The 13,076-nt window shown below is 61.9% G+C and carries 11 protein-coding genes; 2 read left to right on the top strand and 9 right to left on the bottom strand.

Annotated features, from left to right (window positions below; translation table 11 throughout):
• Positions 1 to 84: 84 nt before the first annotated feature.
• Both gyrA and BUC40_RS18680 read right to left on the bottom strand, forming a co-directional pair.
• On the bottom strand, positions 85 to 2,898 hold the full coding sequence (gyrA, locus tag BUC40_RS18685) for a DNA gyrase subunit A (protein ID WP_073267691.1): 2,814 nt from the start codon (positions 2,896 to 2,898) through the stop codon (positions 85 to 87).
• 214 nt (positions 2,899 to 3,112) lie between these two features.
• On the bottom strand, positions 3,113 to 4,183 hold the full coding sequence (locus tag BUC40_RS18680; protein WP_073267690.1) for a s-methyl-5-thioribose-1-phosphate isomerase: 1,071 nt from the start codon (positions 4,181 to 4,183) through the stop codon (positions 3,113 to 3,115).
• Positions 4,184 to 4,306: 123 nt separating this feature from the next.
• On the opposite strand from BUC40_RS18680, the gene BUC40_RS18675 reads away from it, so the two are divergent.
• Entirely contained in the window at positions 4,307 to 5,635 is a 1,329-nt protein-coding gene (locus BUC40_RS18675) for a TRZ/ATZ family hydrolase (RefSeq protein ID WP_073267689.1), read from the top strand.
• Between the two features lie 124 nt (positions 5,636 to 5,759).
• Positions 5,760 to 6,458, top strand: coding sequence for a bifunctional 2-polyprenyl-6-hydroxyphenol methylase/3-demethylubiquinol 3-O-methyltransferase UbiG (gene ubiG, locus BUC40_RS18670; protein WP_073267688.1), 699 nt, complete (start codon positions 5,760 to 5,762; stop codon positions 6,456 to 6,458).
• Between the two features lie 37 nt (positions 6,459 to 6,495).
• Here ubiG and hpxK read toward each other — a convergent pair whose 3' ends face one another.
• The 7 genes from hpxK to BUC40_RS18635 form a co-directional block, all read right to left on the bottom strand.
• The gene (hpxK, locus tag BUC40_RS18665; protein WP_073267687.1) at positions 6,496 to 7,764 is read right to left on the bottom strand and encodes an allantoate amidohydrolase; all 1,269 of its coding nucleotides are present in this window, start codon (positions 7,762 to 7,764) and stop codon (positions 6,496 to 6,498) included.
• Positions 7,764 to 8,996, bottom strand: a complete 1,233-nt coding sequence (locus tag BUC40_RS18660) for a pyridoxal-phosphate-dependent aminotransferase family protein (RefSeq protein ID WP_073267686.1) — start codon at positions 8,994 to 8,996, stop codon at positions 7,764 to 7,766. The genes hpxK and BUC40_RS18660 overlap by 1 nt, the downstream gene beginning before the upstream one ends.
• Before the next feature lie 25 nt (positions 8,997 to 9,021).
• Positions 9,022 to 9,759: an amino acid ABC transporter ATP-binding protein gene (locus BUC40_RS18655; protein WP_073267685.1), complete on the bottom strand. Its 738-nt coding sequence runs from the start codon at positions 9,757 to 9,759 to the stop codon at positions 9,022 to 9,024.
• Entirely contained in the window at positions 9,740 to 10,396 is a 657-nt protein-coding gene (locus BUC40_RS18650) for an amino acid ABC transporter permease (RefSeq protein WP_042554191.1), read from the bottom strand. Before BUC40_RS18650 ends, BUC40_RS18655 begins: the two co-directional genes overlap by 20 nt.
• The gene (locus BUC40_RS18645) at positions 10,396 to 11,061 is read right to left on the bottom strand and encodes an amino acid ABC transporter permease (RefSeq protein WP_073267684.1); all 666 of its coding nucleotides are present in this window, start codon (positions 11,059 to 11,061) and stop codon (positions 10,396 to 10,398) included. The genes BUC40_RS18650 and BUC40_RS18645 overlap by 1 nt, the downstream gene beginning before the upstream one ends.
• Before the next feature lie 10 nt (positions 11,062 to 11,071).
• Complete coding sequence (locus tag BUC40_RS18640) at positions 11,072 to 11,866, bottom strand: transporter substrate-binding domain-containing protein (protein WP_425272944.1); 795 nt, start codon at positions 11,864 to 11,866, stop codon at positions 11,072 to 11,074.
• 262 nt (positions 11,867 to 12,128) lie between these two features.
• Positions 12,129 to 12,968, bottom strand: coding sequence for a MurR/RpiR family transcriptional regulator (locus BUC40_RS18635; protein WP_073267683.1), 840 nt, complete (start codon positions 12,966 to 12,968; stop codon positions 12,129 to 12,131).
• Positions 12,969 to 13,076: the final 108 nt, after the last annotated feature.

Here is a 13,076-nt window from a genome sequence, read left to right as displayed (position 1 = left end):
GCTTGACTGTCTGGTTACAGCGCTACTTCATATCTGGCGAAATGCTGCCTGCAGCGCTGTAACACTGCAGGCAGAGCGGCGCGCTTAGGCGTCGCGATCTTCTGCTGCTGGCTCGTCGCCTTCTGCCGCCGGCTCTTCGCCCGCTACAGTTTCATCAGCTTCGGCTTCGGCGACGACGATCGGGTTGCCCTCTTCATCCAGCTCCACTTCGATGTCTTCCTCGGAAGGCTCCTGCACGCGCTCCAGGCCGACCAGTTTCTCGTCCTTGGCCAGTTTGATCAGGGTCACACCCTGAGTGTTACGGCCGGAACTTGAGACTTCGTCGACGCGGGTGCGTACCAGGGTGCCCTGGTCGGAAATCAGCATGATTTCCTCGCCGTCCTGCACCTGGATGGCGCCGATCAGCGGGCCGTTACGCTCTTTGGTGATCATGCCGATCACGCCCTGGCCGCCACGACCGCGACGCGGGAACTTGGAGAGCGCCGTGCGCTTGCCAAAACCACGCTCGGAGGCGGTGAGGATCTGTGCACCGGATTCCGGGATCAGCATGGAGATCAGGCGCTGGTCCTTGCCGATACGCATGCCGCGGATACCACGGGCACCACGACCCATGACCCGCACCACGCTCTCGGCGAAACGAATCACCTTGCCAGCGCTGGAGAACAGCATGACTTCCTTGGCGCCGTCGGTGATGGCAGCGGCGATCAGGGTGTCGCCTTCCTTCAGTTTCAGGGCGATCAGGCCGTTGGAACGCGGACGGCTGAACTGCACCAGCGGGGTCTTCTTCACGGTACCGAAGGCGGTGGCCATGAAGATGTAGGCGCCAGTCGGCTCGGCCACCAGCTCGGCGGTCTCGCCTTCGACTTCTTCGATCTCGGCGACTTCGGCCACTTCTTCGGCTTCGACGATCTCGCCTTCGAGCACGGCGTCATCGCTGTCGTCAACGTCGTCAGCGCCGGCTTGCTGCTGCAGGGCTTCGAGGTCTATCTGCAGCATGGTGGTGATGTACTCACCTTCTTCCAGCGGCAGCAGGTTGACCAGCGGACGGCCGCGAGCGGCACGGGACGCTTCGGGAATTTCGTAGGTCTTGAGCCAGTACACCTTGCCCTTGCTGGAGAACAGCAGCAGCGTGGCGTGGCTGTTAGCGACCAGCAGGTGAGCGATGTAGTCCTCGTCCTTGATGCCGGTGGCCGACTTGCCTTTACCGCCGCGGCGCTGAGCCTGGTAGGCGGTCAACGGCTGGGTCTTGGCATAGCCACCATGGGAAATGGTCACTACGCGCTCTTCTTCCGGGATCATGTCACCCAGGGTCAGGTCCAGACGCGAATCGAGAATCTCGGTGCGGCGCTTGTCGCCGAACTCGGCCTTGACGGCTTCCAGCTCCTCGCGAATCACTTCCATCAGGCGCACGGCGCTGGTCAGGATGCGGATCAGCTCACCGATCTGGTTGAGGATTTCCTGGTACTCGGCCAGCAGCTTCTCGTGCTCCAGACCGGTCAGACGGTGCAGACGCAGGTCGAGGATCGCTTGAGCCTGCTCAGGCGACAGATAGTACTTGCCATCACGCAGACCGAACTGCGGATCGAGACCTTCCGGGCGGCACGAGTCAGCGCCTGCGCGCTCGACCATGGCTTCCACGGCAGACGATTCCCAAGCGGTGGAAATCAGCGCTTCCTTGGCTTCGGACGGCGTCGGCGAGGCTTTGATCAGGGCGATGACCGGGTCGATGTTGGACAGCGCGACCGCCTGACCTTCGAGGATGTGACCACGCTCACGGGCCTTGCGCAGTTCGAACACGGTACGCCGGGTAACCACCTCACGACGGTGCAGGACGAACGCGTCGAGCATGTCCTTGAGGTTGAGGATCTTCGGCTGGCCGTCGATCAGCGCCACCACGTTGATGCCGAACACGCTCTGCATCTGGGTCTGGGCGTACAGGTTGTTGAGGATCACCTCGGGCACTTCGCCGCGGCGCAGCTCGATGACCACGCGCATACCGTCCTTATCGGACTCGTCGCGCAGCTCGGTGATGCCTTCGAGCTTCTTCTCTTTTACCAGCTCGGCGATCTTCTCGATCAGACGCGCCTTGTTCAGCTGATACGGCAGCTCGGTGATGACGATCTGCTGGCGACCGCCAACCTTGTCGATATCTTCGACTTCGGCGCGGGCACGGATGTAAATGCGCCCACGGCCGGTGCGGTACGCTTCGACGATACCGGCGCGGCCGTTGATGATGCCCGCGGTGGGGAAGTCCGGGCCCGGGATGTATTGCATCAGGTCATCGACCGTCAGCTCCGGGTTATCGATCAGCGCCAGGCAACCGTCGATGACTTCGCTAAGGTTGTGCGGCGGAATGTTGGTCGCCATGCCCACGGCGATACCACTGGACCCGTTGACCAGCAGGTTGGGGATCTTGGTCGGCATGACCGCCGGGATCTGCTCAGTGCCGTCATAGTTGGGCACCCAGTCGACGGTCTCCTTGTGCAGGTCAGCCAGCAGTTCGTGAGCCAGCTTGGTCATGCGCACTTCGGTGTATCGCATGGCGGCAGCGTTGTCGCCGTCCACCGAACCGAAGTTGCCCTGGCCGTCGACCAGCAGATAGCGCAGCGAGAACGGCTGGGCCATACGCACGATGGTGTCGTAAACGGCGGTATCACCATGCGGGTGATACTTACCGATTACGTCACCGACCACACGGGCGGATTTCTTGTAAGGCTTGTTCCAGTCGTTGCCCAGCTCGCTCATGGCAAACAGCACCCGGCGATGCACGGGCTTCAGGCCATCGCGCGCATCCGGCAAGGCACGCCCGACGATCACGCTCATCGCGTAGTCGAGGTACGACTGTTTCAGTTCATCTTCGATGTTGACCGGGAGGATTTCTTTGGCCAGTTCGCCCATGAGTAGCCTGATTCCTTTTTTCTGATGAAGCCCCATCCTGCTCATCTGGAGCCGGATGAAGCGCGTCGCGATGGCATCAGGCCAGCGACGACTCACGACAAATCAATACGTTATGTCATGCATTCGAGCAGTGACGGCAACCGCAGGCGGTGCCCCTGAAAACTGCCGGAGCTTACCACAAAGCATGCCTTGCACCTATCCCCAGGGCGGGCTCTCAATGAAGCCGCTCTCGTGACATCAACTGAGCGAGCTTGGCTGCATCGGGGCGCTCGATGACGCCTTTCTCGGTGACCAGAAAGTCCACCAGATCGGCGGGCGTTACATCGAATTGCGGCTCAACACGCCCTACGCCCGCCACTCGCTCGCTATCGGGATAGGCAAGCGGCGCATGGCCGAGGTCATGAAAACACTCTTCACCGTTTTCAGCCTGCAGGTCGATAACCGAACTTGGCGCCACCACCATCAGCCTAACGCCGTGATGCATGGCGGCCACCGCCAGTTGATAAGTGCCGATGACGCCAAACACGTCGCCATTGGCGGCAATCTGCTCGGCACCCACGATGGCCCAGGTGGTGCCGCGGGTTTTCATCACATGGGCCAAGGCGCAATCGGCACTCAGCGCCACAGCGATGCCCTCTTCACTCAACTCCCAGGCAGCCAACCGCGCGCCCTGCAACAGCGGCCGACCTTCACCGAGGTAACAACGCTCGAGCAGCCCCTCAAGCTGAGCGCCACGAATCACCGCCAAAGCCGTGCCGAAGCCGCCACTGGCCATCGCCCCCGCGCAACCGATGCTGAGCAGATTCTGCAGATTGCCCTGAAAGCTGCGGATTAGCTCCACGCCGAATTGCGCCATGGCCAGGTTGGCTTCGCGATCACGCTGGTGGATGCCGCGGGCCTCGTCCTCCAGCACAGCCAGTGGTTGAGCGCCTGGCCGCGCGCGCGCCAGCCGCCGGTGCATGTGCTGCTGCACCCGCTCGATGCCCACGACTGAAACACCAGCATCGGTGAGCACCTGGGCGTCGATGTCGAGCCCGGCATCCCAGTCGCCGCCCTCATCCATACGCTGCCGAGCGCCGAGCACCAGCGCGTAAGCGCCGCAGATGAGGCTAGCGGAGGCGCCGACTACCGCACCATCAGCCAGCAGCGTGGCCACGGCAACGACGCTATGGCAGGCATGCCAGACTTGCTCAGCCGGCAAATGGCGCTGATCGAGCACATGCAGCGCACCATCGCGCCACACAAAACCCACAACCTGCTCGGCAGCCAGCAAACGCTCGCGCATCACCTACTCCATCCTAGAAAGCCGGCCAGTATACGCCCGACAAGCAGTGGGCCGCACGCCGCGCACCTTCAAGACCGAGGCATTCCTCTATAGACTCGGCGTTTTCGCTAACGGAATCCTGCCATGGCCGATGCCCCGCTCGACCTCTTGCTGCTGCCCACCTGGCTGGTGCCGATCGAGCCTGCAGGCGTGGTGCTGCATGATCATGGCCTGGGCATCCGCGATGGCAAGATCGCGCTGATCGCGCCACGCGCACAAGCCTTGCGGCGCGGCGCCACGGAGGTCCGCGAGTTACCCGGGCGCTTGCTGACCCCAGGGCTGGTAAACGCCCACGGCCACGCTGCCATGACCCTGTTCCGCGGCCTGGCCGATGACCTGCCGCTGATGACCTGGCTGGAAAAGCACATTTGGCCGGCGGAAGCCAAATGGGTCGATGAACAGTTCGTGCAGGACGGCACCGAGCTGGCCATCGCCGAGCAGATAAAGAGTGGCATCAGTTGCTTCGCCGACATGTACTTCTTCCCCGAGATGGCCTGCGAACGCGTGCACACAAGTGGCATGCGCGCGCAAATCAGCATTCCCGTACTGGATTTCGCCATCCCCGGCGCACGCGATGCCGACGAAGCGCTGCGCAAGGGCCTGGCGCTGTTCGACGAAATGAAGCACCACTCGCGCCTGAGCGTCGCTTTCGGCCCTCACGCGCCTTACACCGTCAGCGATGCGAACTTGGAAAAGCTGCGCGTCCTCGCCGAAGAAGTGGATGCCGGCATTCATATGCACGTGCACGAAACCGCCTTCGAGGTGCAACAGAGCCTGGAACACTATGGCGAGCGCCCGTTGGCACGCCTCAATCGCCTCGGCCTGCTCGGCCCGCGCTTCCAGGCCGTGCACATGACGCAGATCGATGACGACGATATCGCCCTGCTGGTGGCCACCAACAGCAGCGTGATCCACTGCCCAGAATCCAACCTCAAGCTGGCCAGCGGTTTCTGCCCGGTCGAGAAGCTCTGGCAGGCCGGCGTCAACGTGGCCATCGGCACCGACGGCGCAGCCAGCAACAACGATCTCGACTTGCTTGGCGAAACCCGCACGGCCGCCCTGCTGGCCAAGGCTGTCGCAGGCTCGGCCAGCGCCCTGGATGCACACCGCGCCCTGCGCATGGCAACCCTCAACGGCGCCCGCGCCTTGGGCCTGGATAGCGAAATCGGCTCACTGGAGCTCGGCAAGGCCGCCGATATCGTCGCCTTCGACCTGCGCGGCCTGGCCCAGCAGCCGGTGTACGATCCCGTTTCGCAGCTGATCTACGCCACCTCGCGGCACTGCGTCGAGCACCTCTGGGTCGCCGGCAAAGCGCTGCTCGAAGAGGGCCGCCTGACGCGCCTGGATGAGGAACGCATCATTGCCACCACGCAGCAGTGGGGCAAGAAAATAGCCGGGCGTCAGGCGCATTGATCACAAGACCCGGCAAATTGTCACACTGCAATGGCCAGTAAGCCGCCCCAACGGCCGCGCAAAACTGGCAACATAGGCGCCCTGCGCGTCCTGTCATACGCATTCGCTTTATTCAGGGAAAACCATGAGCAACGTCGACCAAGCTGAAATCGCCAAATTCGAAGCCCTCGCCCATCGCTGGTGGGACAAGGAAAGCGAGTTCAAGCCTTTGCACGAGATCAACCCGTTGCGGGTCAACTGGATCGACGAGCGCGCCGGCCTGGCTGGCAAGAGGGTGCTCGACGTCGGCTGTGGCGGCGGCATTCTCAGCGAAGCCATGGCGCAACGTGGCGCCACGGTGACCGGCATCGACATGGGCGAAGCACCGCTGGCCGTGGCCCGCCTGCACCAACTGGAATCGGGCGTGGAAGTCGATTACCGGCAGATCACCGCTGAAGCCATGGCCGAAGAGATGCCCGGCCAGTTCGACGTGGTCACCTGCCTGGAAATGCTTGAGCACGTGCCCGACCCGTCCTCGGTGATTCGCGCCTGCCACAAGCTGGTCAAGCCCGGCGGCCAGGTGTTCTTCTCCACCATCAACCGCAACCCCAAGGCTTATCTGTTCGCAGTGATCGGCGCCGAATACATCCTGCGCCTGCTGCCGCGCGGCACCCATGACTTCAAGAAATTCATACGCCCCTCGGAACTGGGCGCCTGGAGCCGCGACGCAGGCCTGCAGATCAAGGACATCATCGGCCTGACCTACAACCCGCTGACCAAGCATTACAAGCTGGCGAACGATGTAGACGTCAACTACATGGTGCATACCAGCAAAGCCGAATGACCCCCGCGAGGCGGGCGCACCTTCATGCGCTCGCCACTTACCCCGCTGGCCTGGCCAGCGGCGGCTGCTCCGCCAACGCCTGAACCCAGCCCACACAAGCCTCAATCGCCAACGCCACATCGCCCACTTCGACGGCCTCGGCCGGGTGATGGCTGACCCCTCCCACACAACGTACGAACAGCATGCCGACCGGCCAGTGTTCGGCCATGGCGATCGCATCATGGCCTGCACCACTGGGCAGCGACAAGCTGCGGCCTTGCACCTGGGTCAGCACCTGCGCCAGAGAAGCTTGCATGGCCTCGTCGCAGCGGGTCGCCGGAATGCCGTAGTACTGGCTGGCATGGAATTGCAGCCCGCGCTGCCGGGCGATCGCTTCACCCTGACTGAGCAGATCTTCCAGCAGATTGGCCAGCGGCTGATCCTCAGGGCCACGTACATCCAGGGTCAGGGCGACCTCACCGGGAATCACGTTGACCGCGCTCGGCTGGCACTGCAGGGTGCCCACCGTGGCCACCAATTGCGGATCGCGTTGTGCGGTTTGCGCTTCGATATAAACCATCCACTGCGCCGCTGCGGCCAGGGCGTCCTTGCGATGGCTCATCGGCACGGTGCCAGCATGCCCGGCCATGCCGACGAAGCGGCAATTCAGGCGGCGCGCACCATTGATGGCCGTCACCACGCCTAACGCCAGCTCCTCACGCTCCAGGCACGGACCCTGCTCGATATGCAGCTCCAGATAGGCCGCGAAGTAATCCGCTTTCCGCGCTGCGCTGGGGATATCCGCCGCGTCCAGGCCAAGCGCAGCCATCGCCTGGGACACGCTGACGCCATTGGTATCGGTCTGGTCGACCCAGCCTTGCGGCCAGCTACCGGTCAGTCCGCGACTACCCAGCAAAGTGATACCGAAGCGCGTGCCCTCCTCATCGGCGAAACCAACGATCTCGATGGCCAGCGGCAGACGTATGCCGTGGTCATGAAAGTGCTGCACGGTCTCGATGGCAGCGACCACCCCAAGCATGCCGTCATAGCGGCCGGCATTGCGCACGGTATCCAGATGCGAGCCAAGCAGCAGCGCCTGGGCGCCAGCACTCTGCCCTTCGTAACGACCACAGATGTTGCCGACAGCGTCCTGCCAGGTGCGCATGCCGGCCGCTTGCATCCACTCGCCTACCAGCGCATTGGCGCGCTGGTGCTCGGGCGACAGGTACACCCGGGTCAGACCTTCACTGGACTCGCTGATCGCCGCCAATTCGTCGCAACGGGCCATGACCCGCGCCGCTGCCTGCTGATTGTCCAGAGCGACCATCAGCAGCGCTCGCCGTAGTGATCCCAGGCCGCCTGCATGGCAGCGCCCTGAGTGGTGCGCAGGCCAAGACGGTTGAGTACCGCCTCCAGGGCGCTGAGGGTCTGCATCACGCAGTCCTTGCGGGCGTTGTAACCCATAGTACCGATGCGCCAGACCTTGCCGGCCAGCGGCCCGAACGACGTTCCGATCTCGATACCGAAATCCTCGAGCATCAGCTTGCGCACTTGGTCGCCATTGACTGTATCGGGAATCAGCACTCCGAGGACGTTGTTCATCTTGTATTCGAGGTTGCCGAAGGTCTCCAGGCCCATACCCTGGATGCCCTTGAGCAGGGCATCGCCATGCAGTTTGTGGCGGGCGATCCCCACTTCCAAACCCTCATCGCAGATCACCCGTGCGCACTCGCGGGCACCGAACAGCGCCGAGGTGGCTTCGGTGTGATGGTTGAGGCGCTCGGGGCCCCAGTAATCGAGGATCATGCCGAGGTCGAAATAGTTGGAGTAGATCATTTCGTCGTCGCCGTCCTGATGGGCAGCGGTACGGATGCCGGCCTCCACGCAGGCGCGGCGTCGGATCACCTCCACCATGCGCTCACTGAGGGTGATCGGCGCGGTGCCGGACGGCCCACCCAGGCACTTCTGCAAACCGGCGGACACTGCATCCAGGCCCCAGGCATCGGTTTCCAGCAGATTGCCACCCAGCGACGCGGTGGCGTCGGTATAAAACAGCACGCCGTGGCGCCGGCAGATGTCGCCCAGCTCGGCCAGTGGCTGCAGCATGGTGGTCGAGGTATCGCCCTGCACGGTCAGCAGCAGGCGCGGCTTCACGCGCTTGATCGCATCCTCGATCTGCTGCGGGGTGAACACTTCACCCCAGGGTACTTCGATGGTGTGAACATCGGCACGGCAGCGCCGGGCGATTTCACAGAGCAGATGACCGAAGCGGCCGAACACCGGCACCAGCACCTTGTCGCCAGGGCGAATCGCCGAGACCAGAATGGCCTCGATGCCAGCCCGCGAGGTGCCGTCGATGACCAGAGTTGCAGTGTTGGTGGTACGAAAGACGCCGCGGTACAGCGCCATCACCTCGTTCATATAGTGGGTCATGGCCGGGTCGTATTGGCCGATCAGCTGGCTAGACATGGCGCGCAGCACGCGAGGGTCGGCATTGATCGGGCCTGGCCCCATTAGCAGGCGTTGGGGCGGATTCACTGGCAGAAAAGTTGTATTCATCGGTATTTCTCGTTCTTGGAGACGCTCAGTTCAGTCCGCGTACGGACGAGATGAATTGCTTGAGTTCGGCGCTCTGCGGGTTGGCGAACAGCTCGCGGCTGGGGCCTTGCTCCCACACGCGCCCCTGGTGCATGAACACCACACGGTCGCCAACTTCCTGAGCAAAGTTCATTTCATGGGTCACCAGAATAAGCGTCATGCCCTCCTTCGCCAGTTGCTCCAGCACCTTGAGCACTTCGCCGACCAGCTCGGGGTCCAGCGCCGAGGTGATCTCGTCACATAGCAGCACCTTGGGCGACATGGCCAACGCACGGGCGATGGCGACCCGTTGTTGCTGGCCACCAGAAAGATTGGCCGGGTAATAGTCCATACGATCACCAAGGCCGACCTTTTCCAGCATCTGCGCGGCCAGCGCACTGCACTCGGCGGCGCTTTTTTTCAGCACCCGACGTGGCGCCAGCATGACGTTCTCGCGGGCGGTCATGTGCGGGAACAGGTTGAAGTTCTGGAACACCATGCCGACCGAGCGGCTGATTTCCCGTGCCTGGGAATCGCGGTCGGTGACCGTCATGCCGGCGAGCTTGATGCTGCCGTCCTGATAGCCTTCGAGGCCGTTGATGCAACGCAGCAAGGTACTCTTCCCGGAGCCGCTGCGGCCAATGATCGACACCACCTCACCCACCTCGATATCGAGATCGACTCCCTTGAGCACGTGGTTGTCGCCGTAATACTTCTGTACCTGATCAATGGTGATGAGCGGCATTGAACTTCTTCTCCAGATACTGGCTGTAACGCGATAGCGGATAACACATAAGGAAGTAGCCCAGCGCTACCAGACCGAACACCTTGAAAGGCTCGTAGGTGACGTTGTTGAGAATGGTGCCGGCCTTGGTCAACTCGACGAACCCGATGATCGACGCCAGCGCCGTGCCCTTCACGACCTGCACGGCAAAGCCCACGGTCGGCGCGATACCGATACGCAGCGCCTGGGGCAGGATGACGCGAAACAGGGTCTGCCCGAAATCCAGCCCCAGGCAGCGACAAGCCTCCCACTGGCCCTTGGGTAGCGCGCGGATGCTGCCGTGCCAAATGTCGACCAGAAATGCACTGGTATAGAACGTCAGCGCTAGCGAGGCAGCCGTCCAGGGCGATACGTCGATGCCTAGCAGCGCCACACCGAAGAACGCCAGGAACAGCTGCATCAGCAGCGGCGTACCCTGGAACAGCTCGGTGTAGCCGCGAATCAGCCAGTGCGGCCAAACGCGCTTGGACAGCCGCGCCATGACCAGCGGAATGGCCACCAGCGTGCCGCCGATGAATGCGGTGAGCGACAGCAGAACGGTCCAGCGCGCGGCCAGCAGCAGATTGCGCAGGATGTCCCAGTCGGTGAAGGTGGTCATCATGGCTGATCTCCAAACCATTTGCGGCCGGCAGCCAGCAACAGTTGACGCATGGCGATGGACAACGCCAGGTACATCAGCGTGGTCACCAGATAGACCTCGAAGCTCAGGAAGGTACGTGACTGGATCAGGTTGGCAGCGAAGGTCAGCTCCTCATGGGACACCTGAGAAACCACTGACGAGCCAAGCATGACAATGATGCACTGGCTGACCAGCGCCGGATAAATGCGCTTGAGCGACGGCGGCAAGACCACCTGAATGAAGGTCTGCGTGCGGCTCAGGCCCAGCACACGTCCCGCCTCCCACTGCCCACGCGGCGTGACCTGGATGCCAGCGCGGATGATCTCGGTGCTGTACGCGCCAAGGTTGATCAACATGGCCAGTAGTGCAGCCTCGCCTGCCGTCAGCTTCAACCCCAAGGCCGGCAAGCCGAATACGATGAAGAACAGCTGCACCACGAACGGCGTGTTGCGGATCAGCTCGACATAGACACCCCACACGCGACTGAAAATGCTCGGACGGCCGCTGCGCAACGCAGCGCCCAAGATGCCCAGGGCAACTCCGCCCACGGTTGCCAGCACCGTAAGCTGGATCGTCACCCACAGGCCGGAAAGTAGCTCCGGCCAGTAGGGCCACAGGGCGGAAAAATTCAGCTGCGCCATCATCGCAAAATCCTTATGCGCCCAGGTTCGCCGGCAGCGGCGCCTTCAGCCACTCTTCGGACAGACCGTTGAGCGTGCCATCGGCTTTGGCCTGCTCGATCAGTGCGTCGACCTTGGCCTTCAGCGCAGCTTCGCCTTTACGCAGCCCGATGTAGCATGGCGAATCCTTGAGCATGAATTTGGCGACAGGTGCCCGATCAGCGTTCTGCCGCTCGATGGCAGCTACAACCAGGTTGCCGGTGGCAACGAACTCGACCTGCCCGGACAGATACGCGGACAACGTGGTGTTGTTATCTTCGTAGCGCTTGACCTCGGCCCCCTTCGGCGCCACCTCGGTAAGCACCATGTCCTCGACGGCGCCACGGGTAACGCCAATCGACTTACCAACCAGCCCTTCTGCGTTCTGCAACGCGGCGTCTTTGCCACCGAACACACCAAGGAAGAACGGCGCGTAAGCCGCGCTGAAATCGATCACTTGCTCGCGCTCGGCATTCTTGCCAAGGCTGGAGATAACCAGATCGACCTTGTCGGTCTGCAGATACGGAACACGGTTGGCACTGGTGACGGGAACCAGTTGCAACTTAAGTTTCATTTCTTTGGCCAGGTACTTGGCCATGTCGATGTCGTAGCCCTGAGGCTGCAGATCAGTACCCACGGAACCGAAAGGCGGGAAATCCTGCGGTACGGCAATGCGGATTACACCGCGCTTCTCGATATCCTGCAGTTGGTCTGCCAGCGCGGCACCAGCCTGAGTCAGCAACAAGCCAGCGGCCAGTAATGCGATCAATCCTTTTTTCATTTTCGTCACCCCGTTAACGTCAGCCATGAAACGAAAGATTCGTTATTCATGATTTTGCAACAGACGTGCCATGGCATTTCATGCCACCGTTTTTTTCGGGATTCACTCTTATGGCTGAGCTGAAACGACCGGATAGCAAGCGCTGCGAGCGGATTTAGCGCCCACGAGGCGCACTGAAAACGAATGACCTGATGCCTTTCGAGAGCTTTTTACGCCACAAAAAAGGGCGCCAGATGGCGCCCCAATCAAACAATCGCACCACTTAAGGGCGCTAACGCTGCTCCAACTCGTCGAGTTCTCCATAAAGGGTCGCGATCTGATGAATTCGCTGCCGCCCTTCGCTCAGTTGCTCGTGCAGCAAGGCATTGGCCAGCAGGTTTATCAAGCTGTTAGCGCCCGCGTAGCTGTCGAAAGCCGACACGCTGTCCAGCGGCGTGCACAGCTGCCACCTGCCCAGTTCGATGATCGCCTGAGCCTGCGGCTCACAGATGACCAGCGTCGGCACCTGTTGCGCCTGCAAGGCCTGCAGCAGCGGACGAATGATCCGCGGCCGGCGCCGAAAGGCCAGCACCACCACCATGTCCTCAACCGTGAGGTCTACCAGCTCCTCCGACAGCGTCTGCCCAGGCTGGGGTAGCACTTGAACGCCGCTACGAACCTGCAACAGTTGCTGGCGCAGGTGCAGCGCGGCGGGAAAGGCGTTGCGCATGCCAACAACGAATACGCGCTTGCTGTTACCCAGCGCCTGCACCACTTCGCTGAACTGCCCGGCATCAATACTGTTCACCCACTGAGTGAGATTGGCCATCTCCTGCTTGTAGTGCCGCGCCAGCAACGTGTTGCCCTGCACCACATCACGGCTGTCAGCAACCGGCATGCCGCTCTGGCGCAGGGTGCGCTGTTCTTCGCGCATGTCTTTGTACTTTTCATAGCCCAGGCGCTTGAACAAGCGACTCACCGTGGCCTTGGAAACCCCCGCCAAGCGAGCCAGTTCAGCACTGTTGTAACTGACCAGGTCATCGTAATGATCGAGTACGAAGTCAGCGATGCGCTGCTCCTGTGGCGCGAGCTGTGCATAGTGGCTGCGCAGACGTTCATCGAGTTGAGTCATTGAAGGTGCCTTGTAACTTTCGTTTCATTCGATTGATGATATAGGAAGTCGCACGCCTGCTTGTAGCTGTATCGCAAAGACTCCTCAGCCCGTACTCAAGGCCTTGTT

The sequence above is a fragment of the Phytopseudomonas punonensis genome (genome assembly GCF_900142655.1).
GTDB classification, from domain to species: Bacteria; Pseudomonadota; Gammaproteobacteria; order Pseudomonadales; family Pseudomonadaceae; genus Aquipseudomonas; species Aquipseudomonas punonensis.
The sequence above is the reverse complement of the archived record's forward strand: the minus strand, read 5'-3'. Positions and strand labels throughout refer to the sequence as shown.

Excerpts from the sequence above, each read along its gene's own strand:
- ubiG (WP_073267688.1), top strand. The coding sequence starts at position 5,760 with ATGAGCAACGTCGACCAAGCTGAAATCGCCAAATTCGAAGCCCTCGCC.
- BUC40_RS18655 (WP_073267685.1), bottom strand. The coding sequence starts at position 9,759 with ATGCCGCTCATCACCATTGATCAGGTACAGAAGTATTACGGCGACAAC.
- BUC40_RS18645 (WP_073267684.1), bottom strand. The coding sequence starts at position 11,061 with ATGATGGCGCAGCTGAATTTTTCCGCCCTGTGGCCCTACTGGCCGGAG.
- BUC40_RS18635 (WP_073267683.1), bottom strand. The coding sequence starts at position 12,968 with ATGACTCAACTCGATGAACGTCTGCGCAGCCACTATGCACAGCTCGCG.
- gyrA (WP_073267691.1), bottom strand. The coding sequence starts at position 2,898 with ATGGGCGAACTGGCCAAAGAAATCCTCCCGGTCAACATCGAAGATGAA.
- hpxK (WP_073267687.1), bottom strand. The coding sequence starts at position 7,764 with ATGGTCGCTCTGGACAATCAGCAGGCAGCGGCGCGGGTCATGGCCCGT.
- BUC40_RS18680 (WP_073267690.1), bottom strand. The coding sequence starts at position 4,183 with ATGCGCGAGCGTTTGCTGGCTGCCGAGCAGGTTGTGGGTTTTGTGTGG.
- BUC40_RS18650 (WP_042554191.1), bottom strand. The coding sequence starts at position 10,396 with ATGACCACCTTCACCGACTGGGACATCCTGCGCAATCTGCTGCTGGCC.
- BUC40_RS18660 (WP_073267686.1), bottom strand. The coding sequence starts at position 8,996 with ATGAATACAACTTTTCTGCCAGTGAATCCGCCCCAACGCCTGCTAATG.
- BUC40_RS18675 (WP_073267689.1), top strand. The coding sequence starts at position 4,307 with ATGGCCGATGCCCCGCTCGACCTCTTGCTGCTGCCCACCTGGCTGGTG.